The 25,404-nt window shown below is 57.8% G+C and carries 25 protein-coding genes; 18 read left to right on the top strand and 7 right to left on the bottom strand.

Annotation, left to right across the window (positions count from 1 at the left end; all coding sequences use genetic code 11):
* The first annotated feature begins 4 nt into the window (after window positions 1–4).
* From odhB to AC221Y_RS01315, 7 genes are all read left to right on the top strand, one after another.
* Entirely contained in the window at window positions 5–1,510 is a 1,506-nt protein-coding gene (gene odhB, locus AC221Y_RS01285; RefSeq protein ID WP_486706659.1) for a 2-oxoglutarate dehydrogenase complex dihydrolipoyllysine-residue succinyltransferase, read from the top strand.
* A 4-nt stretch (window positions 1,511–1,514) separates the two neighbouring features.
* Entirely contained in the window at window positions 1,515–1,856 is a 342-nt protein-coding gene (locus AC221Y_RS01290) for a hypothetical protein (RefSeq protein ID WP_486706660.1), read from the top strand.
* Window positions 1,856–2,194: a hypothetical protein gene (locus AC221Y_RS01295; RefSeq protein WP_486706661.1), complete on the top strand. Its 339-nt coding sequence runs from the start codon at window positions 1,856–1,858 to the stop codon at window positions 2,192–2,194. The genes AC221Y_RS01290 and AC221Y_RS01295 overlap by 1 nt, the downstream gene beginning before the upstream one ends.
* Window positions 2,195–2,266: 72 nt before the next feature.
* Window positions 2,267–3,655, top strand: a complete 1,389-nt coding sequence (lpdA, locus tag AC221Y_RS01300) for a dihydrolipoyl dehydrogenase (RefSeq protein WP_486706662.1) — start codon at window positions 2,267–2,269, stop codon at window positions 3,653–3,655.
* A gap of 108 nt (window positions 3,656–3,763) precedes the next feature.
* Window positions 3,764–4,927 carry an alpha-hydroxy acid oxidase gene (locus AC221Y_RS01305; RefSeq protein WP_299749155.1) on the top strand — a complete coding sequence of 388 codons (1,164 nt, stop codon included), beginning with the start codon at window positions 3,764–3,766 and terminating at the stop codon, window positions 4,925–4,927.
* A gap of 139 nt (window positions 4,928–5,066) precedes the next feature.
* Window positions 5,067–5,636, top strand: coding sequence for a hypothetical protein (locus tag AC221Y_RS01310; RefSeq protein ID WP_486706663.1), 570 nt, complete (start codon window positions 5,067–5,069; stop codon window positions 5,634–5,636).
* A 126-nt stretch (window positions 5,637–5,762) separates the two neighbouring features.
* Entirely contained in the window at window positions 5,763–6,425 is a 663-nt protein-coding gene (locus AC221Y_RS01315) for a 50S ribosomal protein L25/general stress protein Ctc (protein ID WP_299749159.1), read from the top strand.
* Window positions 6,426–6,481: 56 nt separating this feature from the next.
* On the opposite strand, the gene AC221Y_RS01320 is transcribed toward AC221Y_RS01315, so the two are convergent.
* Window positions 6,482–7,279: an N-acyl homoserine lactonase family protein gene (locus tag AC221Y_RS01320; protein WP_299749161.1), complete on the bottom strand. Its 798-nt coding sequence runs from the start codon at window positions 7,277–7,279 to the stop codon at window positions 6,482–6,484.
* A 151-nt stretch (window positions 7,280–7,430) separates the two neighbouring features.
* Between AC221Y_RS01320 and AC221Y_RS01325 the strand changes: the two genes are divergently transcribed.
* Window positions 7,431–8,456 carry a Gfo/Idh/MocA family protein gene (locus AC221Y_RS01325; protein ID WP_486706664.1) on the top strand — a complete coding sequence of 342 codons (1,026 nt, stop codon included), beginning with the start codon at window positions 7,431–7,433 and terminating at the stop codon, window positions 8,454–8,456.
* A gap of 43 nt (window positions 8,457–8,499) precedes the next feature.
* Window positions 8,500–9,942 (top strand): aldehyde dehydrogenase family protein, encoded by a 1,443-nt coding sequence (locus AC221Y_RS01330; RefSeq protein ID WP_486706665.1) that lies wholly within the window; start codon window positions 8,500–8,502, stop codon window positions 9,940–9,942.
* Here the strand turns inward: AC221Y_RS01330 and AC221Y_RS01335 are convergent.
* Window positions 9,939–10,970, bottom strand: a complete 1,032-nt coding sequence (locus tag AC221Y_RS01335; protein ID WP_299749171.1) for an L-idonate 5-dehydrogenase — start codon at window positions 10,968–10,970, stop codon at window positions 9,939–9,941. The genes AC221Y_RS01330 and AC221Y_RS01335 overlap by 4 nt on opposite strands.
* Window positions 10,971–11,036: 66 nt before the next feature.
* On the opposite strand from AC221Y_RS01335, the gene AC221Y_RS01340 reads away from it, so the two are divergent.
* Window positions 11,037–11,792, top strand: coding sequence for an SDR family oxidoreductase (locus tag AC221Y_RS01340; protein WP_486706666.1), 756 nt, complete (start codon window positions 11,037–11,039; stop codon window positions 11,790–11,792).
* Here the strand turns inward: AC221Y_RS01340 and AC221Y_RS01345 are convergent.
* The 4 genes from AC221Y_RS01345 to AC221Y_RS01360 are packed head-to-tail and all read right to left on the bottom strand — an operon-like array spanning window position 11,789 to window position 15,446.
* Entirely contained in the window at window positions 11,789–12,880 is a 1,092-nt protein-coding gene (locus AC221Y_RS01345) for a mandelate racemase/muconate lactonizing enzyme family protein (protein ID WP_486706667.1), read from the bottom strand. The two genes, AC221Y_RS01340 and AC221Y_RS01345, sit on opposite strands and share 4 nt — an antisense overlap.
* Complete coding sequence (locus tag AC221Y_RS01350; protein WP_486706668.1) at window positions 12,877–13,821, bottom strand: 2-hydroxyacid dehydrogenase; 945 nt, start codon at window positions 13,819–13,821, stop codon at window positions 12,877–12,879. The genes AC221Y_RS01345 and AC221Y_RS01350 overlap by 4 nt, the downstream gene beginning before the upstream one ends.
* Window positions 13,814–14,656: a fumarylacetoacetate hydrolase family protein gene (locus AC221Y_RS01355; protein ID WP_299749183.1), complete on the bottom strand. Its 843-nt coding sequence runs from the start codon at window positions 14,654–14,656 to the stop codon at window positions 13,814–13,816. Before AC221Y_RS01355 ends, AC221Y_RS01350 begins: the two co-directional genes overlap by 8 nt.
* 31 nt (window positions 14,657–14,687) lie before the next feature.
* Window positions 14,688–15,446: an SDR family oxidoreductase gene (locus tag AC221Y_RS01360; RefSeq protein WP_299749186.1), complete on the bottom strand. Its 759-nt coding sequence runs from the start codon at window positions 15,444–15,446 to the stop codon at window positions 14,688–14,690.
* 166 nt (window positions 15,447–15,612) lie between these two features.
* Between AC221Y_RS01360 and AC221Y_RS01365 the strand changes: the two genes are divergently transcribed.
* Window positions 15,613–16,500, top strand: a complete 888-nt coding sequence (locus tag AC221Y_RS01365; protein ID WP_486706669.1) for an NAD(P)-dependent oxidoreductase — start codon at window positions 15,613–15,615, stop codon at window positions 16,498–16,500.
* Between the two features lie 9 nt (window positions 16,501–16,509).
* Here AC221Y_RS01365 and AC221Y_RS01370 read toward each other — a convergent pair whose 3' ends face one another.
* Complete coding sequence (locus AC221Y_RS01370) at window positions 16,510–17,187, bottom strand: GntR family transcriptional regulator (RefSeq protein ID WP_299749192.1); 678 nt, start codon at window positions 17,185–17,187, stop codon at window positions 16,510–16,512.
* A gap of 181 nt (window positions 17,188–17,368) precedes the next feature.
* Between AC221Y_RS01370 and AC221Y_RS01375 the strand changes: the two genes are divergently transcribed.
* The 7 genes from AC221Y_RS01375 to AC221Y_RS01405 form a co-directional block, all read left to right on the top strand.
* Window positions 17,369–18,388, top strand: coding sequence for a TRAP transporter substrate-binding protein (locus tag AC221Y_RS01375; protein WP_299749195.1), 1,020 nt, complete (start codon window positions 17,369–17,371; stop codon window positions 18,386–18,388).
* A gap of 158 nt (window positions 18,389–18,546) precedes the next feature.
* A complete protein-coding gene (locus AC221Y_RS01380) occupies window positions 18,547–19,434 on the top strand; it encodes a TRAP transporter small permease subunit (RefSeq protein WP_486706670.1) in 888 nt (295 codons plus the stop codon).
* Window positions 19,434–21,233, top strand: coding sequence for a TRAP transporter large permease (locus AC221Y_RS01385; RefSeq protein ID WP_299749201.1), 1,800 nt, complete (start codon window positions 19,434–19,436; stop codon window positions 21,231–21,233). The genes AC221Y_RS01380 and AC221Y_RS01385 overlap by 1 nt, the downstream gene beginning before the upstream one ends.
* Window positions 21,234–21,247: 14 nt before the next feature.
* Entirely contained in the window at window positions 21,248–22,195 is a 948-nt protein-coding gene (locus tag AC221Y_RS01390) for a phytanoyl-CoA dioxygenase family protein (RefSeq protein WP_299749205.1), read from the top strand.
* On the top strand, window positions 22,192–23,685 hold the full coding sequence (locus AC221Y_RS01395) for a UxaA family hydrolase (RefSeq protein WP_486706671.1): 1,494 nt from the start codon (window positions 22,192–22,194) through the stop codon (window positions 23,683–23,685). The genes AC221Y_RS01390 and AC221Y_RS01395 overlap by 4 nt, the downstream gene beginning before the upstream one ends.
* Window positions 23,682–24,524 carry a shikimate dehydrogenase family protein gene (locus AC221Y_RS01400; RefSeq protein ID WP_299749211.1) on the top strand — a complete coding sequence of 281 codons (843 nt, stop codon included), beginning with the start codon at window positions 23,682–23,684 and terminating at the stop codon, window positions 24,522–24,524. The genes AC221Y_RS01395 and AC221Y_RS01400 overlap by 4 nt, the downstream gene beginning before the upstream one ends.
* A 9-nt stretch (window positions 24,525–24,533) precedes the next feature.
* Window positions 24,534–25,404: FAD-dependent oxidoreductase (locus tag AC221Y_RS01405; RefSeq protein WP_486706672.1), on the top strand; the 871-nt coding region annotated here is incomplete at its 3' end.

A 25,404-nucleotide genomic window follows, 5' to 3' on the forward strand; every position in this document is an offset into this window, starting at 1 on the left:
CGACATGGCAACTGAAATTCGTGTGCCGACGCTTGGAGAAAGCGTCACCGAGGCCACCGTCGCCACGTGGTTCAAGAAACCGGGCGATACAGTCGCGGTGGACGAAATGTTGTGCGAGCTTGAGACCGACAAAGTGACGGTTGAAGTGCCATCGCCTTCGGCGGGGACCTTGGGCGAGATTGTCGCTGCTGAGGGCACGACCGTTGGTGTGGATGCTTTGCTGGCGACCCTGACTGAAGGTGCCGGGGCAGCGCCTGCACCGGCAAAGGCGGCAGCTTCGGCCCCCGCAGCAGCGTCTGGCGGCGGCGCGCAATCGGTGGATGTAATGGTCCCAACCCTTGGCGAAAGTGTGACCGAGGCGACCGTGTCGAGTTGGTTCAAGAAGGTCGGGGACAGCGTCACCCAGGACGAGATGCTGTGTGAGTTGGAGACCGACAAAGTGTCGGTTGAAGTGCCAGCGCCTGCGTCCGGGGTTCTGTCCGAAATATTGGCTGCGGAAGGTGCAACGGTTGAGGCCGGTGGCAAGTTGGCTGTGATGTCGGCGGGCGAAGGGGCTGTTGCGGCTCCGGCGGCGGCTCCGGCGGACGCTGCTCCAGCGGCGGCCAGCACGGGTCGTGATGTCGAAGATGCACCGTCGGCGAAGAAGCTGATGGCAGAGAACAACCTGTCGTCCGACGCTGTGACCGGTTCGGGTCGCGATGATCGGATCATGAAAGAAGACGTGCAAAAGGCGCTGGCAAACCCGGCGCCAAAAGCAGCGCCCCTTGCTGGCCCGGCCGCGCCACGCGGTCCGGTTGCGGCGCAAGATGCGGGTCGCGAAGAGCGCGTGAAGATGACGCGTCTGCGCCAGACCATTGCACGGCGTCTGAAGGATGCACAAAACACGGCGGCTATGCTGACCACCTACAACGAAGTCGACATGTCGGCGACGATGGCGCTTCGCAAAGAGTACAAGGAGCTGTTTGAGAAGAAGCACGGTGTGAAGCTTGGGTTTATGTCATTCTTCACCAAGGCTTGCGCGCATGCTTTGCAGGAAGTGCCCGAGGTCAACGCCGAGATCGACGGAACGGACATTGTCTACAAGAACTTCGTCCATATGGGCATAGCTGTTGGCACGCCTAGCGGCCTTGTGGTGCCGGTGGTACGCGACGCCGATAAGATGTCGTTCGCTGAGATTGAGAAGAGAATCAACGAGTTGGGAGCACGCGGGCGCGACGGGAAACTGACGATGGCCGAGATGCAGGGCGGCACGTTTACGATCTCGAACGGCGGTGTCTATGGCTCGCTGATGTCGTCGCCGATTTTGAACCCACCACAGTCGGGCATCTTGGGCATGCACAAAATTCAGGAGCGCCCAATGGTCGTCAACGGCGAGATCGTGATCCGTCCGATGATGTATCTGGCCCTGTCATATGATCACCGGGTTGTTGACGGCAAAGGCGCGGTCACCTTCCTTGTGCGCGTGAAGGAAGCGCTTGAGGATCCACGACGCTTGTTGATGGATCTCTGACAAAATGGCCTGGCCCGGCACCAGATATGCCTGTGCGGCTTTACTGGCCGGGCTATTGGCGGTTTATGCGACGATGTTTGCGTATTCCACGTTTGATCTGTTCGATCTGCCACTGGGCATCGGGTTGCTGGAATGGCCGGTGACGATCATCTTTGCCTATGTGGTCTGGGGCGCTTGGAACCGGCAATCACGGAAAGCGGCGATTGCAGCGGTGCTTGGCATGCTAGGGTTTTACGCGGTGCATGGGCACATGCTGTTTCATGTGCCGATCGCCTTCATCGTCGTAACCGTTCTGACGCTGATCGTCGTCACCACCCTGCCCAGCGCATGGGCGGCGGGTTGGTGATGGTAGGACAGCGCGTAGCCACGGCCACACTGTTGGGCGCCCTGACATTGGCCGGTTGCGCGGCGCCTTTGGCCGATATCACCGCGTCGGCGCGCCATGTGCCTTCCAACGTGGTTTACGGCGACGACGGCGCGCGGATGCATTTGTTCATCTTTGATCCGAACGAGCCGCGCAGTCTTTTTGACCGCAAAGCAATTGCAAGACGCACAATTGCGCTTGAGCCAAGCTGCGCCTGGGTAGATGCCCCTGACGCAGTTCTGGTCGAGGCAACCGCGACACAAGGCGACCGCTTCACCGAGACGATGCTTGTGGCCCCGCTTAGATGCTCGCGCACATGATGTTTACTCATGGTAGAAACCAAAAAGGGGCAACGCCCCACGGACGTCCCCGACAGGAAAAGGACCAGACCTATGGCAAGTTATGATGTGATCGTAATCGGCAGCGGCCCCGGTGGCTATGTTTGCGCAATTCGCTGCGCGCAGCTTGGGTTGAAGACGGCCTGTGTAGAGGGGCGCGAAACGCTGGGCGGAACCTGCCTGAACGTCGGGTGCATCCCGTCGAAAGCGATGCTGCATGCCACGGAAATGCTGCACGAGGCCGAGCACAATTTTTCGAAGATGGGTCTGGGTGTACCAAAGCCGAAGGTCGATTGGAAAGCCATGCTGGCCTATAAGCAGGACACGATTGATACCAACACCAAGGGCATCGAATTCCTGTTCAAGAAGAACAAGATCGATTGGCTGAAGGGCTGGGGATCGATCCCGCAAGCAGGCAAGGTGAAAATTGGCGACGAGGTTCACGACGCCAAGCACATTGTGATCGCGACAGGGTCTGATGTGGCGACGTTGCCGGGTGTTGAGGTGGATGAGAAAGTTGTTGTGTCGTCCACCGGCGCTTTGGAGTTGAGCAAGATCCCAAAGACGATGGTGGTGATTGGCGCAGGCGTGATCGGGCTTGAATTGGGGTCGGTTTACGCACGGCTTGGCACGGATGTGACGGTGGTCGAGTATCTGGAGGTCATTACCCCGGGGATGGACGCAGAAATCCAGAAGACCTTCCAGCGAACGCTGAAGAAGCAGGGTCTGAAGTTTGTGATGGGAGCGGCTGTACAACGTGTCGCGGCCACCAAGACCAAAGCAAAGGTCACTTATAAGCTCAAGAAAAACGACACCGAGGTGACGATTGAAGCCGATACCGTGCTGGTTGCGACTGGTCGCAAGCCGTTTACCGACGGGCTTGGTCTGGGCGAGCTTGGCGTCGAGATGTCCGAGCGCGGGCAGATCAAAACGGACGTACATTGGGCGACGAATGTGAAGGGCATCTATGCCATCGGGGATGCGATTGCGGGGCCGATGCTGGCGCATAAGGCTGAGGACGAAGGCATGGGCGTGGCCGAGACCATCGCGGGGCAAGCGGGCCATGTGAATTACGGGGTCATTCCGGGCGTGATCTATACGCACCCTGAGGTCGCGAATGTCGGCCAGACCGAAGAACAGCTGAAGGAGGCGGGTCACGCTTACAAGGTTGGTAAGTTTTCCTTCATGGGGAATGGGCGCGCGAAGGCGAATTTTGCGGCCGATGGCTTTGTGAAAATTCTGGCCGACAAGGACACTGACCGGATTTTGGGCGCGCATATCATCGGGCCAATGGCCGGGGATCTTATCCACGAGATTTGTGTCGCTATGGAATTTGGGGCGGCGGCCGAGGATTTGGCGCGGACGTGTCATGCACATCCGACCTATTCGGAAGCGGTGCGCGAAGCGGCACTCGCCTGTGGTGACGGGGCCATTCACGCGTGAGATTTAGGGGCTTTGCCCCCTCGATCAGCGGGGGTTTGCGACTTGGCGCGGGACAGGGCTTTGATTTATTGGTAATTGAAAATTACCAAAACGTATTGGACTGAATTCATGCCCATCATCACAGAAATTGCTGACTTGAAACGCATTTATAAGCGTCGCGTGCCGAAGATGTTTTATGACTACGCCGAAAGTGGCAGTTGGTCCGAGCAAACATTCCGCGAGAACACCAGCGATTTTGACAAAATTCGCCTGCGTCAGCGGATTGCGATGGATATGAATGACCGGTCGACCAAAAGCCAGTTGGTGGGCGAAGACGTTTCGATGCCAGTGGCTTTGGCACCAGTTGGCTTGACGGGAATGCAAAGCGCGGATGGCGAGATCAAAGCCGCGAAGGCTGCCGAAAAGTTTGGCGTACCTTTTTGTCTTTCGACGATGTCGATCTGTTCGATCGAGGACGTGGCCGAGCATACGACCAAGCCATTCTGGTTTCAGGTCTATACGCTGAAGGACGACGATTTCATGCGGCGTTTGTTTGAGCGTGCGCAAGCTGCGAAGTGTTCAGCAATTGTCATTACGGTTGATCTTCAGGTTATGGGTCAGCGGCACAAGGACATTAAGAACGGGCTATCGGCCCCGCCGAAACTGACGCCTGCGTCGATTGCCAACATGATGACGAAGGTCACGTGGGGCTTGGAAATGTTGCGGACGAAGCGGCGCTTCTTTGGCAATATCGTGGGACACGCCGAGGGGGTTTCGGATCCGTCATCGCTGTCGTCATGGACGGCCGAGGCGTTTGATCCCTCGCTTGATTGGGATCGGATCAAGACGCTAATGGATATGTGGGGCGGCAAGGTGATCCTGAAGGGTATTCTGGATGTTGAAGACGCCAAAAAGGCGGTCGAGGTCGGGGCGGATGCGATTGTTGTGTCCAACCACGGCGGCCGGCAGTTGGACGGCGCACTAAGTTCGATCCGGATGTTGGAAGAGATCGTGAAAGAGGTCGGCGACAAGACCGAGGTCTGGCTTGATAGCGGTATTCGCAGCGGTCAGGACGTGCTGAAAGCGATCGCTTTGGGTGCGAAGGGTGTGATGATCGGGCGGGCTTGGGTCTATGGTCTTGGCGCGATGGGCGAGAAGGGTGTGACCACCGCTTTGGAGGTCATTCACAAGGAGCTGGATACTTCAATGGCGCTGTGTGGAAAGCGCGATATTCACGACGTGGATCGCGATATTCTGCTGGTGCCGAAGAATTTCGCGGGGGATTGGTCGTAGTGCTTTGACGTTTCGACTTTGGATACAAAGCTAGCTAAACCACAGTATTGAAGCATGGATGCCGCGTGCCTGACCCAAAAATAGGTCGATTTTTTGACATGTTCTTGCCGCAATTCGTTCTGCGCTGTAATTTGGCGTCATGACGAGTTTTGCGTTCCCTGTGTTTTTGAAGAAGGCTGTTGTCTTGCCTCTGATGGCTTTGGTCGTCGCAACTTTTGGCGCGTTCGCCGGGCAGGGCGACGTTGAATTCCCAGAACAGACCGAAGCGCTTGTTGCCGCAACGACTGCGCTTTTCCAGACTGTTGAAGGCACACCTTCGAACGATGGACTTCAGATCAGGATTGATGGCCTGGCCATCCCGGCAAGCGCTGCGCCTGGCCCGGGAATTATGCAGGCTTTTCCAGTCGAACGTGGGCCTGTGCACCATTTGACTGGCTATCGGATCAATTGGTATCCGATGGATCGCCTTTTGGGGGCTGTGGATTTCATGGGAACTTATGACCGCAATCGTGGTCTTGTCTGCGGCTATGTCGCCTGGGATTTGACCGATCCTGATGAGCCTCAGATCGACCAGCTGGTGGTGAACTATGTTGACCTGAAGCTACTGTCGAAAACTCATCCCGGTGCCACGCATGCAGCACTTTTGGATGCGAACTGCGCTTATGGTGAGATCGATTCGAACTTTACGGCATTTGATCCCGTCAGTTAGGCCGCGCGCTGCCCGGTTGGAGTCATCTTTTGTGCTTTCCAAATAAGGAATCGCCCGCTATACGCCGCCGTTCATGAGCGGACACCCTTGGAGGCCGCTTTCAACTTGAAAAATTTGGAGAAAACCATGGCTGGTGAGATTCCTAATCTTAACGCCGCGGTACGGACGGGGACAGGCAAGGGGGCCGCTCGTCAAGCTCGAAGAGACGGGCTCGTACCAGGCATCGTATACGGCGGCGGCATAGACCCCGTAGCGATCAATATCCCTTACAACGTTCTGTACAAGAATCTGAAGCAGGGCCGTTTCCTTGCGACGCTTTATAATCTGGTAGTGGAAGGCCACGACGACGTGCGCGTTATCTGCCGGAACGTTCAGCGCGATGTTGTGAAGGATCTCCCCACACACCTTGACCTGATGCGTTTGAAGCGGACTTCAAAGATCGCGCTTTATATCCCTGTCGAGATCGTGGGCGAAGATGAAGCGCCCGGCATCAAGAAGGGTGGCGTTCTGACGATGGTACGCCCCGAGGTCGAGCTTATCGTGACGGCTGGCGATATTCCTGAGAAGATCACCATATCGGTGGCTGAAATGGAGATCGGCGATACCGCAACGATTTCAATGGTAGACCTGCCAAAAGGCTCGAAATCAACGATTGACCGCGACTTCGTGATTGCCAACATTCAGGCACCTTCGGGTCTTGCTTCGCAAGCCGATGATGAGGACGAAGACGGCGTTGATGCCGATGACGTTCCGACAACGGACGAAGCAGCAGAGGGCGGCGAAGAGTAATCTTCCCTGTTGCTTTGATGATTTGAGGGCGGTGCATTTTGCGCCGCCCTTTTTCGTTAGCGGATCACGTCTTGGATGGGGCCAGCATCAAGTCGGTGGATGAAGTCGTCCAACTCGCTTGGGAAATAGTCGCGCACCAGCGGGTCGTGGCCCGGTATGATCAACTCGGGTGCCGAGGCCAGGGACTGAAGCGTGTCAAAGCCGATCAGCATGTCTTCGATATCGACAACAATCGGGAAAGGTTTGCGCGCCCAGAGGTTTTCGTAAAAATGCGAGGCATCTGACGCAAGGACCATCCACCCTGCCCGCGTTTTGACCCGTACGCATTGCAGGCCCCGGCTATGGCCTCCGATTTTGTGGACAGTGACGCCGTCTGCGATCATCCCGTCGCCGTCGTGGAATATGACCTTGCCGGCATAGAGCCGCATGATCGCCTCGCAGACGTGGCCCGCCGTAAAGGGGAGTTTCAGCGTGTCGTGGCACATGCAGGGGCCTGTCGCATAGGCCATTTCTGCCGCTTGCAGGTGAAGGCGCGCGTTGGGAAACAGATGCAGGCCCCCGGCGTGATCGTAGTGCAGGTGAGTGACAACCAGTTCGGTGATGTCTTCGGGTTTTAAGCCAAACGGGGCCAGGGCCACGCCGGGGTCCCGGCGGATCGGGCGGTCGCGCGCTTTGGCTTCGGCGTCGTCGTAGCCACTGTCGACAAGGATCACGTGGTCACCGGATCGCAGGAGCCACATGAAGTAGTCCATGTCATGGGGGGCGTCATGATTGTCGTCGAAGATGAAACTGTCACCACGGGTGCGTTTACCGCGATCCGCGTATTTGATCGAAAAGACCTCCCATTCCGCCATTGCGTTGTCTCCTTTGCCCGGCTGCTTTCGGAAGGATCATGTCAGCCCTGTTCGGCGCAGCAAGAAAAACATTGGGAATTGAGGGCTGTTGTGTTGACAGTCCGCCGGGCGAGCGGGACTTTTAGCGGATCATTTTGAGGGGGATCTCGACATGGCGCATACCGACGAGACAACAGTGCGTGTGGCCATGGTCGGCGCGGGGTACTTCAGTCAGTTCCATATGGATGCCTGGGGGCGGATGCCGCGTGCGCAATTGGCGGGTGTCTGTGATCGCAATCTTGAGACGGCAAAAGCGACGGGTGCTACGGCATATGACGATCTGGAAGCAATGCTTGCGGCGGTGAAGCCCGATATTCTTGATGTTGTGGTGCCGCCTGTCGCCCATGCCGAGACGTTGCGGATCGCGTTTCAAGCCGGGGTGTCGCACATCATTTGCCAGAAGCCGTTTTGCCAGACGTTGGAAGAAGCGCGCAAGATTGTCGCCGAGGCCGAGGCGGCAGGTGTGACCTTGGTCGTGCATGAGAATTTCCGGTTTCAGCCGTGGTTCCGGTTTATCAAGGGCGTGATTGATGCTGGAGCGCTTGGCGAGTTGCAGCAAGTATCGTTTCGTCTGCGCCCCGGCGATGGACAGGGGCCGCGCGCCTATCTGGATCGCCAGCCGTATTTTCAGAAAATGGAACGGTTGTTGATCCACGAGACAGCCGTGCATTTCATCGACACTTATCGGTACCTTTTGGGTGATCCAGAGGCGGTTTACGCCGATTTGCGGCGGCTTAACCCGGTGATTGTGGGCGAGGACGCTGGGTTCTTCATCATGGATCATCCAAACGGAGTTCGGTCGCTGTTTGATGGCAATCGCCACATTGACCATGTGGCGACAAACACCCGCTGGACAATGGGCGAAGCTTTGGTTGAAGGCACCAAGGGCGTGCTGGAATTGCGAGGGGACGGCACGGTTTGGAAGCGGGACTTTGGGTCTTTGGAGCGTACTTGTGTGTTCACGCCGACCCCTCAAGGGTTCGCAGGTGATTGCGTTTATGCGTTGCAGGAACACGTGGTGGCCGGAGTTCTGGATGGCGCGCCGTTTGAGAATCTCGCGGCCGATTACCTGACGGTCATCGCGATTGAAGAGGCGGTATATCGGTCGGCCGCCGAGGGCTGCAAGCTGGCGCTTTGAACCGGTCGATTGGTGTGGAAACGACTTGGGGTGGAGGACGGACATGCGAGAGTTTTGGCAAAATTACATCGACGGGGCTTGGTGTGACGGTGGAGCCGGTCGGATTGACGTGATCGATCCCGGCAATGGTACGGTCTTGGCTGTGCATGCTTTGGCCGATACGGCGGACGTAGATCGTGCGGTTCGGGCGGCCGAACGGGTGCATGCATCGCGGGTGTTGGTCGACATGCGTCCGATGGAACGCGGGCGGATGGTGCAGGAGATGGGGCGTTGGCTTTTGGCGCATCTTGATGAGATCGCCGAAGTTTTAACCCGCGAGCAAGGCAAGCCGCTTTGGGAGGCGGAGATCGAGGTTAAAGGGGCCGCGCTTTATTTTGAGTATTACGGCAATCAGGCCTCGACCGTTGAGGGAAAATCGATCCCGCTTGGAGCCGGGTATTTCGATTGGACAGTGAACGAGCCGTTTGGTGTTTCGGCACAAATTATCCCGTGGAATTACCCGCTTGAGATGACGGCGCGCGGCGTCGCGGCGGCTTTGGCGACGGGCAATGCCTGCGCGATCAAGTCGCCCGAACTTGCGCCTTTGACCAACGGCTATATTGCGAAAGCCGCCGAGGCCGCAGGGTTTCCGGCGGGCACTGTGAACGTGTTGTGTGGGTTGGGGCAAGATGCGGGTGCGGCAATGGTCTCGCATCCGGGCGTTCGTCAGATTGTGTTTACCGGATCGGTTCGCACAGGCATCGCAATTGCAACGGCGGCGGCGCAGAATGTGGTGCCTTGCGTTTTGGAGCTTGGCGGGAAATCGGCGGCGATTGTGCATGACGATGCCGATCTGGAGGCGTTTGAGAACGACATCCGTTGGGGAATATACTTCAACGCAGGGCAGGTTTGTTCGGCGATGAGCCGTGTCATCGTGCACGAAAGCCGTCGGGATGAATTGGTCGAGCGGGCCAAAAATGTTGCGCAGTCTTTGTCTGTGGGTCCGGGGATTGAGCGGACGGAAGCAGGGGCCAATATGGGCGCGATGGTGTCTGAAGCGCAGCGGGATCGCGCGGCTGGCATGGTTCAAGAAGCCGAAGCGCAAGGCGCGCGAGTTGTTTCGGGAGGGCGCAAGTTGAACCGTCCCGGCGCGTTCTTGGAGCCAACCGTGTTGGATGGTGTGACGTCTGACATGACGATTGCGCAAGAAGAGGTCTTCGGGCCAGTTCTATCCGTAATGTCGTTTCGCGACGATGCGGAGGCAATTGAGATCGCCAATTCGACGGAGTACGGGCTTGTTGGCGGTGTCTTCACCCGCGATCTGAACCGTGCGACGCGGGTCGCACAGCGTATGCGGGCCGGTCAGGTATTCGTGAACGAATGGTACGCGGGCGGTATCGAAACGCCGTTTGGCGGGTTCGGCAAGTCTGGATACGGGCGCGAAAAGGGCCGCGAGGCGCTTTGGAATTACGTGCAGACCAAGAACATTGCAGTGAAGCTGGGCTAGGTGAAGTCGATCTGAGCTTTGACGGCCTGGGTGCGGTCTCCGGCGGTGTCGAAAGCTTTGACGGCGTCGGCCAGACAGAAGGTTTGCGTGATAAGAGGGGCCACGTCGATCAGACCTTTTTGCATGAGCTGCACGGCGGTGGTGAATTCGTCGTGGAAGCGGAACGAGCCTTTCAGGACGATCTCTTTGGCGGTCATGGCTTGCATCGGCAGGGTCATGTCACCGCCCAATCCAAGCTGCACAAGGATGCCTTGCGGGCGTAGGGCTTTGACACCGGCGGCGACGGCCTGGGCAGCTCCGGAGCATTCAAATTGCACGTCGATCTGGCCTTTACCGCTTTGCCAGGGCGTCAGGGCGTCGGGGTCAGTGGCAAGATTCAGGGCGTGATCCGCGCCGATTTCAAGCGCTTTTGCGAGCGTGAAATCGGTGAGATCTGTCGCGATGATTTCCGAAGCTCCGGCGCGGCGTGCTGCGAGGACCGACAGCAAGCCGATAGGGCCGCAGCCTGAGACAAGGACGGATTTGCCGACGAGGTCACCGGCGTGGTGGACCGCATGGAGGCAGACCGCGAGCGGTTCGGCCATTGCGGCTTCGCCCGATGTGAGACCGTCGGCGGGGACGCATTGATGTGGAAGGGCGATCAAGTCTTGGCGGAAGGCGCCCTGAATGTGGGGGAATGGCATGGCGCTTCCGTAGAAGGCCATGTTTTCGCAGTGGTTTTGCATTCCCTTTAGGCAATATTGGCAGGCTTGGCACGGACGCGAGGGCGATACGGCGACAAGCTGCCCGATGCTGAGACCTGCAACACCGCTTCCGAGGTCGGTGACGAGGCCGGAAACTTCGTGGCCAAGGATCATTGGTTCCTTAATGCGGATCGGTCCGAAGCCACCTTGGTGGTAGTAATGAAGGTCTGAGCCGCAGATGCCACCGGCTTTGATGGCGACGCGGACTTCGCCGGGCATCGGCGCGCGTGGGTCGCGGTCTTCAAGGCGAAGGTCGTGGGCTGCGTGAATGACGATGGCTTTCATATTCCCCCCTTGCGGTTCCCCGCGTTGCCCCGGAAGGTAGCCGCAGAATTCATCGGAGGAAATGCCATGTCGTCGAAACTTTTTGATCTTTCTGGCCGTCGCGCGCTGATTACCGGATCTAGTCAGGGGATTGGTTTTGCCTTGGCGCAAGGATTGATCGAAGCGGGCGCGAAAGTTGTGTTGAACGGACGCGACAAGGGTAAGTTGGCGGAGGCGTCGGCGGCTTTGGGAGGTGTCGATACCCTAGCGTTTGATGTGACGGACCATGAAGGGGTGCGCGCGGCAGTGGATGCGGCGGAAGCCGGCGGCATGGCGTTTGATATTCTAATCAACAATGCGGGCATGCAATACCGGACCGAATTGCAGGACTTTCCGGCGGATGCCTTCGAGAAGCTTTTGCAGACGAATATCGCGAGCGTGTTTCATGTGGGCCAGGCGGTTGCGCGGCACATGATTGGGCGCAAAGCGGGTAAGATTATCAATATTGCAAGCGTGCAGTCGGCCTTGGCCCGTCCCGGGATCGCGCCTTATACCGCCACAAAAGGCGCGGTGACGAACCTGACGAAGGGCATGGCGACGGATTGGGCGAAGTACGGATTGCAGTGCAATGCGATTGCGCCGGGGTATTTTGACACGCCGTTGAATGCGGCTTTGGTGGCGGATCCGGAGTTCAGTGCATGGCTTGAAAAGCGCACACCTGCGGGCCGTTGGGGGAGCGTGGACGAGCTTCAGGGTGCGGCGATATTTTTGTCGTCGGCTGCATCAAGTTTCGTGAATGGGCATACGCTTTTTGTGGATGGCGGGATTACCGCATCACTTTAGCGGACCTCGAAGGGGCTGAGTTTGTCCCAATCGAAATCGACGCCGATACCGGGGCTTTGGGGCGCGACCGCCCTGCCCTGTTCAATCACCAGCGGGCGTTTTGTGTAGCGGTCAATCGGGAAGCTGTGAACTTCGAGCCAGCCGCCGTGGGGCTGCGATGATACGAGGCTGACGTGCAATTCCTGCATGCCGTGCGAGCAGACGGGGACGTTGTGTTCTTTTGCGAGCGCCGCGACCCTAAGCCATCCGGTGATGCCAAGGCAGTTGGAGGCATCGGGTTGGATGAAGCCGAGGCCGCCTTGGGCCAGCGCCATTTCGAATTCAAAGATCGTGTGGAGGTTTTCACCTTGGGCGACCTCAATGCCGCCTTCCCGCGCCACATGGGCGTAGCCGGGGTAGTCGTCGGGGATAATCGGTTCTTCAAACCAGAGGATGTTTTGGTCCTGGACCGCGCGGGCCAGCGAAACCGCTTCGTTGCGCGACATTGAGTAGTTTGCGTCGATCATGAAAGCGCGGTCGGGACCGAGAAGGTCACGGATGGCGCGGATGCGGGCGATGTCTTCGGCGGCCGTTGGTTGGCCGATCTTGATTTTGACGGCGTCTAGTCCGGCATCGAGGTAGCCTTGGACGTGGGCTTTCAGTTTTTCCAACGGGAAAGCAAGGTCGATGCCGCCGCCGTAGGCTTTGCAGGTTTGCCCCGCACCTCCGGCCAATTGCCAGAGCGGTTTTTCGGCGGCCTTGGCGCGGATGTCCCAGAGGGCGATGTCGATGGCGGAAATGGCGAAGCTGAGGATGCCGCCGCGCCCGACGTAGTGCATGTAGGCGTCCATCGCGTCGGTGAGGGCTTCAACGTTGGTGCCATCTTCGCCGACGAGGAATGGCGCGAGATCGTGGGCGATCATGGCGTGGGTGGCGTGACCGCCGCGCCCGCCGTTGTAGGTATAGCCGGTGCCGGTGCGACCATCTTCGAGGGTAACTGTCGCAGTGATCAGGTGGAAGTGGCTGTGCGCGCCATGTTTGGCGTCGACGAGCACCTCGTCGAGCGGCACGGCAAAAAGCCGTGGCTCGATCGAGGTGATTTTGGTCATTGGCATTCGGGCACCGGGCTGATGACCGTGCCGTCGTTAAGATGACTTAACAAGTTGTCGACGGTGAGTTTGCCCATGGCCGCACGGGTTTCATGCGTTGCACTGCCCACGTGGGGCAGAAGCGTGGCGTTGGGCAGATCGCGCAAGGCTTGCGGGACTTCGGGTTCGTGTTCGAACACGTCGAGCCCGGCCCAGCCGAGACGGCCTTCGGAAAGGGCTACGATCATGGCTTGTTCGTCAATCACAGTGCCACGCGCGACGTTGATCAACGTGCCGTTCGGGCCAAGAGCGTTCATCACTTCGCCGTTCACCAGATGGTGAGTGGCAGCGCCCCCCGGCGTGATGATGATTAGGACGTCGCACGCCTCGGCCATCTTCGCAAGATCGCCAACGTACTGGTAAGGAACGTCTTTTTCGCTGCGTGTGTGATAGAGAATCGTCGGATTCCACGGGGCCAGTTTTGCGGCAATCGCCTGACCGATGCGACCCATACCCAGAATGCCGATGGTTTGATTGTCTGCAGAACGTGTGAGCGGGCTGTTGCCCTTGGCCTCCCAATCGCCTGCGCGCACCCATGCGTCATCGCGCAGAAGTTCGCGGTAACAGGCAAGCATGAGAAGCACGGCCGTGGTCGCAACTTCCTCGTTCAGGACGTTGGGGGTGTGCGTGACCATGATGCCGCGTCGCACGGCCTCGTTGGCATCAATATTGTCATATCCGACACCGTAGCAGGAAATCATCTTAAGGTTCGTTAACGCTGCCATGACGTCGGGCTTTACGCCGTCGTGGCCGTTGGTCTGAACGTGGGTGATTTTGTCCCCATGTTCGGCCAGCCACCCAGTCAGGTCCGCTTGATCGCTTGCTTTGTGGATGGTGAATGCGGCCGAGACGCGCGCCGACATTTCCTCGGTCGCGCCGCCGATTTGAAGGAGATCAGGCATCCTCGCCGACCTCCTGCCGCTGGTGGCCGAGGCCTTCGATGTCTAGCTCCATGACGTCGCCCACTTTGAGGTAGGTTGGCGGCTTCATCCCCATTCCAACGCCCGGAGGTGTTCCCGTCGAGATCACGTCGCCCGGATGCAGCGTGAACAGGTGGCTGAGGTGTTCGATGATTTCGGCGACAGTGAAAATCATCGTGTTGGTTGTGCCGGTCTGCATGCGTTTTCCGTTCACGTCGCAGGACATGGCAAGCGCTTGTGGGTCGGGGACTTCGTCTTTGGTGACCAGCCAGGGGCCGGTTGGGCCGAACGTGTCAGGGCTTTTGCCCTTGGTCCATTGGCCGGTGAGTTGCGTCTGGAAGTGGCGTTCGGAGACGTCGTTCACGATGCAATAGCCCGCCACGTAATCCAGAGCGTCTTCTTTTGAGACGTATTTTGCCGCCTTGCCGATGACGACGCCCAACTCAACTTCCCAGTCGGTGTGGGTGGAGCCACGTGGCATCATGACGTTGTCGTTGGGGCCAACGATCGCGGAGTTCGCTTTGAAAAACAGGATCGGGTGTTCAGGGATTGCCGCGCCGGTTTCTGCCGCGTGATCTGAGTAATTCAGGCCGATACACAGGAATTTTCCGATATTGCCGACGCAAGGTCCAATGCGGGGGGAGCCTGCCACTTTTGGAAGGGATGCGGGGTCGATGGCGGCAAGGCGTGCGAGGGTCGCGTCGTCAAGCGTGGCACCGGTGATGTCATCGACGTGACCGCTGAGATCACGCAGGGTTTCGCCATCCATAAGTCCGGGTTTTTCGGCTCCGGTTTTGCCGTAACGAACGAGTTTCATATGCTTTTCCTTGTTTTGCGTTGGGCTGGGGTTAACCCGACCAGCCGCCGTCGATGATGTGGGGTTGTCCGGTGATAAAGGCGCTCTCGTCGCTTGCGAGATAGACCGTCAGGGCGGCGATTTCCTCGGCCGAGGCGATGCGACCCATAGGTTGGCGGGCGATGAATTGTTTGCGGGCTTCGTCGTAGCCGCCGACCTGTTCGCCGAGGGTATGGAGACGCTGTTCAAGCGAGGGGCTTTGCACAGTGCCGGGGCAGATGCAGTTGCAGCGAATGCCTTTGGTGATGAAGTCGATAGCGACGGATTTCGTTAGGCCAATGACGGCGGCTTTGGTTGTGCCATAGATGAAGCGGTTGGGTGCGCCGATGATTGACGAACAGGCCGATGCCATATTGATGATCGAGCCGTTGCCGCGCTCCAGCATGCCGGGAAGGGCTGCACGTATTGTGCGGAACATGGATTGGACGTTTAGGTCGAACGCAAAGTCCCATTCGTCGTCTGTGGCGTCCAGGATGGTGCCGTGGTGGACGAAGCCTGCGCAGTTGAAAAGGACGTCAGGTCTGGCGTGCTCTACAGCGCTGTTGATGCTGTCGGCGTCGCGCGCATCGACCAGTCGCGTTTCGATGTTAGCGTGATTCGCGGCCGTCAGATCGTCAAGAGCCTCTTGGCTGATGTCGGTGGCAACGACATGCGCGCCGTCGTTGGCCATGGCGATAGCGCTGGCGCGGCCGATGCCCTGGCCGGCTGCTGTGATCAGGGCGCGTTTGCCCTCAAGCCTTTGGTGGCTCATGTTTTTCCTCCCGTTCGCTCAAGCCTAAATGAGGCTCGAATTGTGTATGCCGTTTTGGCGTTTTATCTGGTCTTGCAAGCATTCAGGTTGTGAGAGCGCCGCTTTCGGTGGTCATCTATTCGCGGATAGGCTTAGGGTCCGCCACGGTCAAGACTGAGGTGTGACAATGAGTGACAGGCAGAAAATTGCGGTGATCGGCACCGGATTGATGGGATTTCCTATGGCGCGGAATTTGGCGCGTGCCGGGCATGAGGTGGTTGTCTGGAACCGGACGCGCGCGCGGGCCGAAGGTTTGGAAGCCGATGGCGCGATAATCGCTGAAACCGCAGCAGAGGCCGTTGGAAGCGCCGATGTCGTGCTGACGATGCTGTCGGATGGCGTTGCGACGGGCGCGCTGCTGGATGACGCCAGTCTTCGCGCGGCACTGCGGCCCGGCACATTGTGGCTCGATATGTCGAGCGCCAAGCCAGAGCACGCCCGGGCGCAGGCAACGTTGCTGGAGGGCTTGGGATGCGTCCATCTGGATGCGCCTGTTTCGGGCGGCACCAAGGGAGCCGAGGGCGCCAATCTTGCAATTATGGTCGGTGGGCGCGCTGATGTTTTCGAACGGTCTTTGCCGGTTTTGAATGATCTTGGTCGTCCGGTGCATGTGGGCGCAAGCGGGGCTGGGCAATTGGCGAAATTGGCCAACCAGACGATCGTTGCGGTGACGATTGGTGCGGTTGCGGAAGCGATGTTGCTTTTGGAAAAGGGCGGCGCAGATCCTGCGGCGGTGCGTCAGGCTTTGCGAGGTGGTTTCGCCGATTCCACGATTTTGCAGCAGCACGGGGCCCGCATGACCAACGGTGATTTTGTTCCCGGCGGCTTGTCCAAGTTTCAGTTGAAGGACCTCGACAATACTTTGGCCGAGGCGGGCGCACTTGGGCTGAGCTTGCCGTCGACACAGTCGGTGCGGGATAGGTTTGCGTATTTCGTTTCGGAAATGGAGGGTGCGGATCTGGACCATTCAGGGCTTTACCTTGAGCTTAAAGCGCGGAACGGGTTGGACACGTAAGGCACGGGGTCAGACCGCGGCTTCAAGCGCAACTGCTTGGGTGTAATTGCGCTTGAGATGGTCGTTGATTGCCGCGCGGCATGCAGTGACATCGCGCGAAAGGGCTGCGTCGAGGATTGCCTGATGCTCGTGGATAATCGCGCTAAAGTAACTGCGGCCGAAGCCGCTTTCCTGTGCGACCATTTGTTGGCGGAACTGGCCGTAAACATTCTCGTAGGTATCGCGCAGCATGGGCGATCCGCAGCGCGAGATGAGCGTGTCGTGGAAGCTCCATTCAGCGTTTGTCCAAAGTTTCATGTTGTCTGGATTATCAGCAAGGTCTCCAGAGCGCTCGAATTCGCTTTCGAGATGGCTGAGCCTATGGTGCGCGGCAGTCAACTCCGCTTCCCAGCTTATGCCGCCCAATTTCATCGAAAGGGTTACGCCTTCCTGTTCTAACATTGAGCGGAAGCGCGTGACATCGTTGCGTTTTTCGGGCGATGTGTATTGCGCGCGAAAGCCGCGTTGCATTTCAAATTCTACAAGCCCGACTTTGGTCAGACGCAAAAGAACGTCCCGCACGGTATTCGCCGAGCAGCCGTATTCACCCTGAAGCGACGCAGGCTTAAGCTTCTCGCCGGGGCCGAAGCGGGCGTTCATCAGTTTATTTTTGAGGTCGGCGTAAATCGCCGGTGAGTCCGTCTTCATGGGCCGCCTTTCGCGACTCATGTCTAGCAGAAGCTTTCTGAAAATAGGGAAAAATTTTGAAATTTTGAAATTTTCCAGAATTTTGTTGGCAGCCGGGAAATGCACAGCTAGGGTCGTCCGGGCCACTATCGAACACGACGGAGATCGTGTTGGCTGTAACTGAAAATTGGGAGGACCCTAAATGAAACTTATCAAACTAGCCGCCGCTGCGGTCAGTACACTTGCGATCGTCGGTGCATCCACCGCCTTTGCGCAAACGACGAACCTGCGCATACAGAGCCACTACGCGCCTGAAACAGTGTCGGGAAAGCTTGCAGCTCAATACATCCAAGACATCACCGATATGTCGAACGGCGCAATCCAGGTCGAAGTATTCTGGAGCTCTTCGGTTGTGAAGTCGGTGGAAACATTCGACGCAGCCGCATCCGGCATTCTGGACTGCGACTTTACTGGTGGTGGCTACCAGACTGGTAAAAACCCAGCGTTCCAGTTTGTTGGAGACATCATGGGCGGCTATGACACCCCTTACCAGCAGCTTTCGTGGTTGTATTACGGTGGCGGGCTTGAAGCTGCCAAACCGCTTTACAACAAATACGGCATGGAGCTCATCGGCTGGTGGATTTATGGGCAGGAAAGCTTTGCCTCGTCCAAGCCAATCGAGAAAGTTGCAGACTTCCAAAATTGGAAATTCCGCTCTCCTCCAGGCATGGAAACAAAGATCTTTGAAAAGCTCGGCGCTTCGCCGATCGTGATGGACTTCACTGAGATTTTTACCGCGCTGGAAACAGGCATCATTGACGGAGCCGACGCATCTGGTCTGGCCAACAATGTTGGTCTAGGTCTGTATGACATCGTCAAATACGCTAACTTCCCTGGTTTCCATTCGATGCCTTCCGATCACCTGGCATGTAACAAGGAAGTCTTCGATGCGATGCCTGCGTATCAACAGAGGATCATGAAGGTCGGAATGGAGGCGCTGGCGCTGCGCACAGCATTAACCTTCGAAAAGGCCAATGCCGAGGCAGCCGCGAAGCTGCGTTCCGAAGGTGTGACACTGTCGCAGTGGGCACCTGAAGAGCTGGCGAAATTCCGTGCTGCAGCTCAGGCCACATGGCCTGAATTTGCGACCACGCCCGAAGCAAAGGCGCTGGTTGATTCGCACATGGCTTACCTAGCCCAACTGGGCCTTGTTTCTGAGTAAGGTCTGACAGGAGGGGCGGGGCCGTTTGCACCGCCCCTCTCAATGAGATCTTGCAGGGCGACACGCCAGGTTGATCCAACCGCGGCAGATTTTGGCGGTTGCTGGGGTAAAAAGGGACAAAGGGCACCCATTTGTGGCGCCCTGACGGGGAGGTTTCCATGCAGCACGAAAAGCACGGCACCGCGGTCGAATGGCTGGTGCCACTTGGGTTTATCTTTTGTGCTGGGTGGCTGATCTGGCATATGCCGGCCTTTATCCTAGATTGGGGCGGGCACGCTGATCAGCTGGCAGCCCTTTATGGCCGCATCGATGTAACCCCGAACGTCCCCATCGTAATGGGCACCCATATTGATATTATTGATCTTTTCGCACTGATTTGCATGCCGATCTTTGTTGTTCTGGGCGTTTTGACTGTACGCCGCGCGCCGATGGAGTTTGAGTCTTGGGGGCCACTGGATCGTTTGTCCGTATTCATCGGGCGTGTGACCATGATGCTAATAACCTTGCTGACCATGGTGATGCTCTATGAGGTTGCTCTGCGCTACGTATTCGAGGCGCCGACATTGTGGGCGAACGAACTTTCGCTATGGCTTGCTGGCTTCGTATTTTTGACCGCTGGGCTTTACGCGATGCAGCAGCGTAGCCATATCCGGATTTTTTTACTTTACGACATGGCGCCGCGCTGGTTGCAGCGGCTGTTTGACTGCATCTCGACGCTGCTGATTGTCGTCTTCGCCGCTGCACTTATTTATGGTGGCTATGGCGAGGCCTTCCAGAAATTTGGGCGTTGGGAGACGTTTGGTACTGCCTTTGATCCACCTATTCCGGCGACGCTGAAAGTCTCGGTGCTGTTCATTGTGGCGATGGTGGCGATCCAGGCCCTTATCAATCTGATCTCGGACTGGAATGCAGAGCCGGTGATCCACACGGCAGCCGACGACATTGACGAAGACGAGCTGGAGCGGTTGCGCGCCGCGGTCGGTGCAGATGAGCCAGATACACTGGACGTCACCCACCAATCTTATCAGACGAAGGCAAACAAATAATGGATATCGGAACCATTTCACTGGTCCTTATGCTGGGCCTTTTGGTGCTGCTCGCCATAGGCATGCCGCTTGGTCTTGCCTCGGCCATTTTGGCCGTTCTTGTGCTGTTCATGAAGTTCGAGCCAGACACGCTGTTTAATCCGCTTTTGTTTGGAGACGGTATTTTGACGGGGAGGCCGGGGAGTGGGCCTTTGAATATTCTCGCCCAGAAAATATACGGTCTCTTAACGGACTATGTGCTCATATCTATTCCTCTGTTCATTTTCATGGCGTCGCTGCTGGAACGTTCCGGAATTGCAAAGGACATGTATTCCTCGCTCAGTGTCTGGCTCAACCGGACGCGGGGCGGCATCGCGATCGTCACGTCGATCATGGCTGTAATCATGGCCGCGATGTCGGGCATTATCGGGGGCGAAGTGGTTTTGCTAGGCCTGATCGCTTTGCCGCAGATGTTGCGGCTCGGCTATAATCAGAACCTCGCCATCGGGACGATCTGCGCGTCGGGCTCGTTGGGGACGATGATCCCACCGTCGATCGTGTTGATCATCTACGGTCTAATCACCGAAACGTCGATCAAGGCGCTCTTCACGGCGGCCTTCTTGCCGGGCTTCATGCTGGCCTCGTTCTTCATCCTATACATTATTGTTAGGACGCAATTGCGCCCTCAAGATGCACCTTTACCAGATCCGCTACCCGGCGAGCCGCTTGGTCTAGAGAAGTTGGGCTTGTTCACGGCATTCCTTGCGGTTCTGATATCGGGCATCTGCACGGTCTTGTTCCTGCGCGCTCTGTTCTTCACGATCACAGGCCAGAACATCGATCTTGGAGATGGGGTCGAACAGATCTTTTGGGGGACTGCCGATTATGTGCCGTGGTTTGGTGGCATCGTCTCGATCTGCCTCGGGTTAATCTACTTCGCCTTCGGCCTGAAACGGACGACACGCGGCTGGCTATTGGGTAAAGGTCTTGTCGCCCCGATTGTCGTAATCGGCGTTGTCATGGGGTCCATCTACGGCGGGATAACGGGCATCACCGAGGCGGCTGGTATGGGCGCATTGGCTGTTTATTTGCTGATGACTTTGTACCAAAAAGACTTCTCTGGCTGGGTAAGTCTTGTGGTGAAAAACGCGGTTTGGATAGCCCTATATATCGCGATTGTTCTGATCGCACCGCAATTCTTAATCGAGAGTGAAAGCCTTGGCATCACGCAAACGATGGTCACCCTGCTGATCTTACTGCTGCTGACGCTGCGCATCCCTGCCGTTCTTGATGGGCTTTGGGACAGTTTGATGCGGACGCTGAAATCGACCGGTACCATCATCTGGGTGACCATCGGGGCTGCAGCGCTTGCTGGGGCTTACACGATTGCAGGCGGCCCGACTTATGTGGCCGAGTTCATCGTTGGAAGTGATCTGCCAACGATGGGCATTATCTTAGCAATGATGGTGATTTTGCTGTTCATGGGGGCGTTCATGGACTGGGTTGGGATCGTTCTGTTGATCATTCCGGTGTTCCTGCCCATCGTGCAGCGCCTTCCGATCGAGGAAATAGGTCTCTTCGGGGAGCTAGAGCCCAAGAACCTCGCGGTTTGGTTTGGTGTGCTATTCTGTATGAACATGCAGGTCAGTTTCCTGTCACCGCCCTTTGGCCCGGCTGCGTTCTACCTGAAATCCGTGGCTCCACCGCATATCTCGCTGACCGACATCTTCAAAGGCTTCCTGCCCTTTATCGCTATCCAGCTCTGTGCCTTGTCAGTGCTGCTGGCCTGGCCGCCGATCGTTGAAATCCTACTGAAATAGGTCTGGATTAGTGAATGCTAAGCGCGTCGCAGAGAGAAGCTTACGAAACCCATGGGTTTCTGGTGGTTGAAGACGTCATCGACGTGAGGATTCTGGATGCGGTGCGGCAAGAATATGCGGGCCTGCTGGATCTGCTTTATGCTGGATGGCAGAGTGAAGGGCGGGTTGGCGCGCCCGCTCGTGACGACTTCTGGGGCAAGCTTGTGACCGCATACGAGGCGGACTGTGATTGGTTTCAGCCGATGGACATCTCGCTTCCGGGCGACAAGATTGCGACTGATACGCCGATGCACTTCGGTCCTGCGGTCTTTGATATGGTGCGTGCCCCGGGGCTTTTAGATATTGTCGAGCAGTTGATCGGGGGTGAAATCACCTCGAACCCGATCCAGCATGTGCGAATTAAGCCACCAGCCACCGCGTTGGCCAGTGATGAAATTCGCGCGCATATCACGTCGACGGATTGGCATCAGGATCGCGCGGTTGCCTTGGGCGAGGCGGATCAGACGGATATGGTGACGTGTTGGCTGGCGATTACGGATGCGACGGTGGAAAACGGCTGCTTGCAGGTTTTGCCGAAGGAGGACACGCAAGCAATACTACCGCATTGCCCTCAGCGTCAGACCGCGATTGCGCCGGGGTACGTGGCCGAAGATAAAGCGGTGCCGTTGCCTGTTCGGGCGGGGGGCGTTGTGCTGTTTCACCCCCTGACACCGCATGCATCATTGGTGAACAAGACGGACGGGTTTCGCTGGTCATTTGACCTTCGCTTCCATGTGACTGGGCAGCCGTCGGGGCGCAGTCATTTCCCCGAGTTCGTCGCGCGCAGTCGACAAAACCCCGACACTGAATTGAGCGATTGGCAGGAGTGGAAAAACATGTGGGAAGACGCGCGCGCACGATTGGCGGCCATGCCGCATATCGCCATCCATCGGTGGCAATCTGACAGCCCGGCCTGCGCATGAGTGCTTTAATTCGCCTTGATCCCACGGACAATGTTGCCACGGCGATCCGTCCTTTGGAAATCGGTGCCGAGGGCGCGCGCGAGTTGATACCGCGTGGGCAGAAGATGGCTCTTGAAGCGATCGCGAAGGGCGTGGAGGTCCGAAAATACGCGACGTTGATCGGCTATGCTGCCGAGGACATTGCGGCGGGGGCGTTGGTTCACACACACAATCTAGAGTACCGAAACGTCAATCGAGCCTACGAGTTTGCGACGAATTTGCGCCAGATGCCACGCCCAGAAAGCGTTGATACGTTCATGGGGTATCGCCGTGAGAACGGTAAGGTTGGGACGCGAAATTACATCGCGGTTCTGACTTCGGTGAACTGTTCGGCGACGGCGGCGCGCCGTATTGCTGAGCATTTCACGCCGGAGCGCCTTGCCCCCTACCCCAACGTGGATGACGTGACGGCTTTTGTGCATGGCACGGGCTGTGGAATGGCGGACGCGGGCGATGGTTTTGAAGCCTTGCAGCGTGTGATGTGGGGATATGCGCGCAATCCCAATGTGGCCGGTGTTCTGATGGCGGGTTTGGGCTGTGAGACGATGCAGATCGACTGGTTGATGGAGGCCTTTGGGCTGACGCCGGGGCCGCTGTTTCAGGCGATGAATATTCAGGACGTGGGCGGGCTTGGGCGGACGGTTTCCGCCGGCATCGCCAAGATCGAGGCGATGCTGCCTTTGGCGAATAACGTGCGGCGTGAGGCCTGTCCGGCGTCGGAATTGATGGTTGCATTGCAGTGTGGTGGCTCGGACGCGTGGTCCGGGATTACCGCAAACCCGGCGCTTGGTCATGCCTGTGACTTGCTGGTCGCGCAAGGCGGCACAGGTGTTTTGGCGGAAACTCCGGAGATTTACGGCGCCGAACACTTGCTGACAGCGCGCTCTGCTACAAAAGCCATCGGCGAGCAATTGATCGAGCGCATCCGCTGGTGGGAAGATTATACTGCGCGCAACAAGGGCGTGATGGACAACAACCCATCACCCGGCAACAAAAAGGGTGGTCTGACAACGATTTTGGAGAAGTCTTTGGGGGCCGCCGCCAAGGGCGGAACGTCACCTTTGATGGGCGTTTACAAATACGCAGACACGGTGCGCGCGCGCGGGTTCACCTTTATGGATAGTCCCGGCTATGACCCGGCAAGTGTGACGGGCCAGATCGCGGGCGGCTGCAATCTTGTGTGCTTTACCACGGGGCGTGGATCGGCGTTTGGCTCGAAGCCATCGCCAACGATCAAGGTCGCGACGAACACCCGGATGTATGAGAAGATGACCGACGATATGGACATCAATGCCGGGGATATCCTGGATGGCGGGGTATCTATTGAGGCGAAGGGTCGGGAGATTTATGAGGCTTTTCTGCGGGTCGCGTCTGGCGAGGTGACCAAGTCCGAAGCGCAGGGCCTTGGCGATTATGAGTTTGTACCCTGGCAGATCGGCGCCGTGATGTGAGTGATGCAAACGTCCTTCGCCTTGGTCTGATCGGAGACCACATTGGTCGGTCACGGTTTTCGGCCGCGATGGACTTGCTGTGCCGCGCACATGGGCTGACGCTTGATTTCACGCCGATTGATACCGGCGAGTTTCCAGATTTTAATTTCGATGCCAAGATCGAACAGTTGATTGCGGACGATTGGACTGGCGTAACGATTACGCATCCCCACAAGACCGCCGCACGAACGCGGGCGGGGGATGGGATGATTGCGCAGGCCGCGCATCTTCCGGCATCCAACTTGTTGACGTTTCGCCCCAAGATGAAGGGCTTTAACACAGACTATACGGGCTTCGTCGGCGCGTGGGATGGGATAATGGGCAACACGAACCCTGGCCGCGTGGCCGTGGCGGGCGCGGGCGGTGTGGCAGGGGCGATTGTCCCCGCACTGGTGGTGCTTGGGGCGAGCGATGTCGCTGTTTGGGACCCCGCACCGGGTGTTGCGGCCAGGCTTGCCAAGTTGGTGGGCGGTCCTGTACGGGCCGTTTCAACCGGGGATAGTCGCTCTGTCATTGAAGACGCCGACGGATTGGTGAACGCTTCGGCGCTTGGCATGGGGGATGATCGACGATCCGCCTTTTCCATTGAAGCGATCGGGTCGCAAACCTGGGCGTTTGATGCCGTTTACACGCCGACGAACACGACGTTTTTGCGGGCGGCTGGATCGCGCGGGCTGACGACAATCTCGGGGTTCGATCTGTTTCGACATATGATCCTTGGGTCTTTCGAGGCTTATAGCGGCATTCAGCCAAACAAGGACGCGATGTTGCCGCTTATCGATGCGCTTCGCCCGGATTGAGGGGCCTGGGTGTCTGAGCTTCCATCCATCGCTGTCATCGGTCGCGGTCTGATTGGCAGCGCTGCGGCGCGCCATTTGGCCAATGAGGGCCTCGCACCGGCTTTGATCGGACCGACCGAGCCGGTGGATAAACTCAGTCATCGCGGGGTCTTTGCCAGTCACTATGACGAGGGTCGCATAACGCGCAAAAACGCAACCGACCGCTATTGGGCCGAGGCTTCGATTGCGTCAATCAAGCGATACGCCGAGATCGAAGTTGCGTCCGGCATCACGTTTTTCTCACCCGTTGGCGCTTTGACAGCCGGGGCAGAGGACGGCGATTTTCTTGGTGAGACGCGCGCGGTTGCGAAAGTGCTTTCTGTTTCACATCAAGATCTTAAGGGAAAGACCCTTACGCACACCTTCCCGGACCTGACGCTTCCTGATGGCTGGAGTGCTTTGTGGGAGCCGGGCGAAAGTGGGCATATCTCGCCCCGGCGCTTGGTCGCTGCACAGTCGAAACTGGCCGAAGCTGCGGGGGCTACTCTTCTGGATGTCGCGGTCACTGGCTTGGACGAAACATCCACTGGGGTTCAAGTCCATACCGGCGCAGGTGTGCAGGTGTTCGACCAGGTTCTTGTGGCGGCCGGTGGCATGACGGATCACGTGCTTGGGCGTCCGCTATCGTATCGCGTGTGTGGAAGGACCGTGGCGCTGTTTGAGGTGTCCGAGCTGGAAGCCACGCGGTTGGCTTATTTGCCATCGCTGGTAATCGGAACGCCCGAGCGTCACTATTTGTTGCCGCCGATCCGCTATCCGGATGGCAAGGTTTACATGAAACTTGGCGGCGATCCGGACGATATTCTGCTGACCTCGCCGGATGAGATTGGCGATTGGTTTC

This window comes from Boseongicola sp. (assembly GCF_057460485.1).

What these genes read in the sequence shown, in the direction of transcription:
- AC221Y_RS01395 (WP_486706671.1), top strand. Translation starts at nt 22,192, where the DNA reads ATGAGTGCTTTAATTCGCCTTGATCCCACGGACAATGTTGCCACGGCG.
- AC221Y_RS01335 (WP_299749171.1), bottom strand. Translation starts at nt 10,970, where the DNA reads ATGAAAGCCATCGTCATTCACGCAGCCCACGACCTTCGCCTTGAAGAC.
- AC221Y_RS01345 (WP_486706667.1), bottom strand. Translation starts at nt 12,880, where the DNA reads ATGACCAAAATCACCTCGATCGAGCCACGGCTTTTTGCCGTGCCGCTC.
- AC221Y_RS01330 (WP_486706665.1), top strand. Translation starts at nt 8,500, where the DNA reads ATGCGAGAGTTTTGGCAAAATTACATCGACGGGGCTTGGTGTGACGGT.
- AC221Y_RS01375 (WP_299749195.1), top strand. Translation starts at nt 17,369, where the DNA reads ATGAAACTTATCAAACTAGCCGCCGCTGCGGTCAGTACACTTGCGATC.
- AC221Y_RS01310 (WP_486706663.1), top strand. Translation starts at nt 5,067, where the DNA reads ATGACGAGTTTTGCGTTCCCTGTGTTTTTGAAGAAGGCTGTTGTCTTG.
- AC221Y_RS01360 (WP_299749186.1), bottom strand. Translation starts at nt 15,446, where the DNA reads ATGAGCCACCAAAGGCTTGAGGGCAAACGCGCCCTGATCACAGCAGCC.
- AC221Y_RS01350 (WP_486706668.1), bottom strand. Translation starts at nt 13,821, where the DNA reads ATGCCTGATCTCCTTCAAATCGGCGGCGCGACCGAGGAAATGTCGGCG.
- AC221Y_RS01380 (WP_486706670.1), top strand. Translation starts at nt 18,547, where the DNA reads ATGCAGCACGAAAAGCACGGCACCGCGGTCGAATGGCTGGTGCCACTT.
- AC221Y_RS01315 (WP_299749159.1), top strand. Translation starts at nt 5,763, where the DNA reads ATGGCTGGTGAGATTCCTAATCTTAACGCCGCGGTACGGACGGGGACA.
- lpdA (WP_486706662.1), top strand. Translation starts at nt 2,267, where the DNA reads ATGGCAAGTTATGATGTGATCGTAATCGGCAGCGGCCCCGGTGGCTAT.
- AC221Y_RS01290 (WP_486706660.1), top strand. Translation starts at nt 1,515, where the DNA reads ATGGCCTGGCCCGGCACCAGATATGCCTGTGCGGCTTTACTGGCCGGG.
- AC221Y_RS01365 (WP_486706669.1), top strand. Translation starts at nt 15,613, where the DNA reads ATGAGTGACAGGCAGAAAATTGCGGTGATCGGCACCGGATTGATGGGA.
- AC221Y_RS01385 (WP_299749201.1), top strand. Translation starts at nt 19,434, where the DNA reads ATGGATATCGGAACCATTTCACTGGTCCTTATGCTGGGCCTTTTGGTG.
- AC221Y_RS01355 (WP_299749183.1), bottom strand. Translation starts at nt 14,656, where the DNA reads ATGAAACTCGTTCGTTACGGCAAAACCGGAGCCGAAAAACCCGGACTT.
- AC221Y_RS01295 (WP_486706661.1), top strand. Translation starts at nt 1,856, where the DNA reads ATGGTAGGACAGCGCGTAGCCACGGCCACACTGTTGGGCGCCCTGACA.
- AC221Y_RS01305 (WP_299749155.1), top strand. Translation starts at nt 3,764, where the DNA reads ATGCCCATCATCACAGAAATTGCTGACTTGAAACGCATTTATAAGCGT.
- AC221Y_RS01370 (WP_299749192.1), bottom strand. Translation starts at nt 17,187, where the DNA reads ATGAAGACGGACTCACCGGCGATTTACGCCGACCTCAAAAATAAACTG.
- AC221Y_RS01340 (WP_486706666.1), top strand. Translation starts at nt 11,037, where the DNA reads ATGTCGTCGAAACTTTTTGATCTTTCTGGCCGTCGCGCGCTGATTACC.
- odhB (WP_486706659.1), top strand. Translation starts at nt 5, where the DNA reads ATGGCAACTGAAATTCGTGTGCCGACGCTTGGAGAAAGCGTCACCGAG.
- AC221Y_RS01325 (WP_486706664.1), top strand. Translation starts at nt 7,431, where the DNA reads ATGGCGCATACCGACGAGACAACAGTGCGTGTGGCCATGGTCGGCGCG.
- AC221Y_RS01390 (WP_299749205.1), top strand. Translation starts at nt 21,248, where the DNA reads ATGCTAAGCGCGTCGCAGAGAGAAGCTTACGAAACCCATGGGTTTCTG.
- AC221Y_RS01320 (WP_299749161.1), bottom strand. Translation starts at nt 7,279, where the DNA reads ATGGCGGAATGGGAGGTCTTTTCGATCAAATACGCGGATCGCGGTAAA.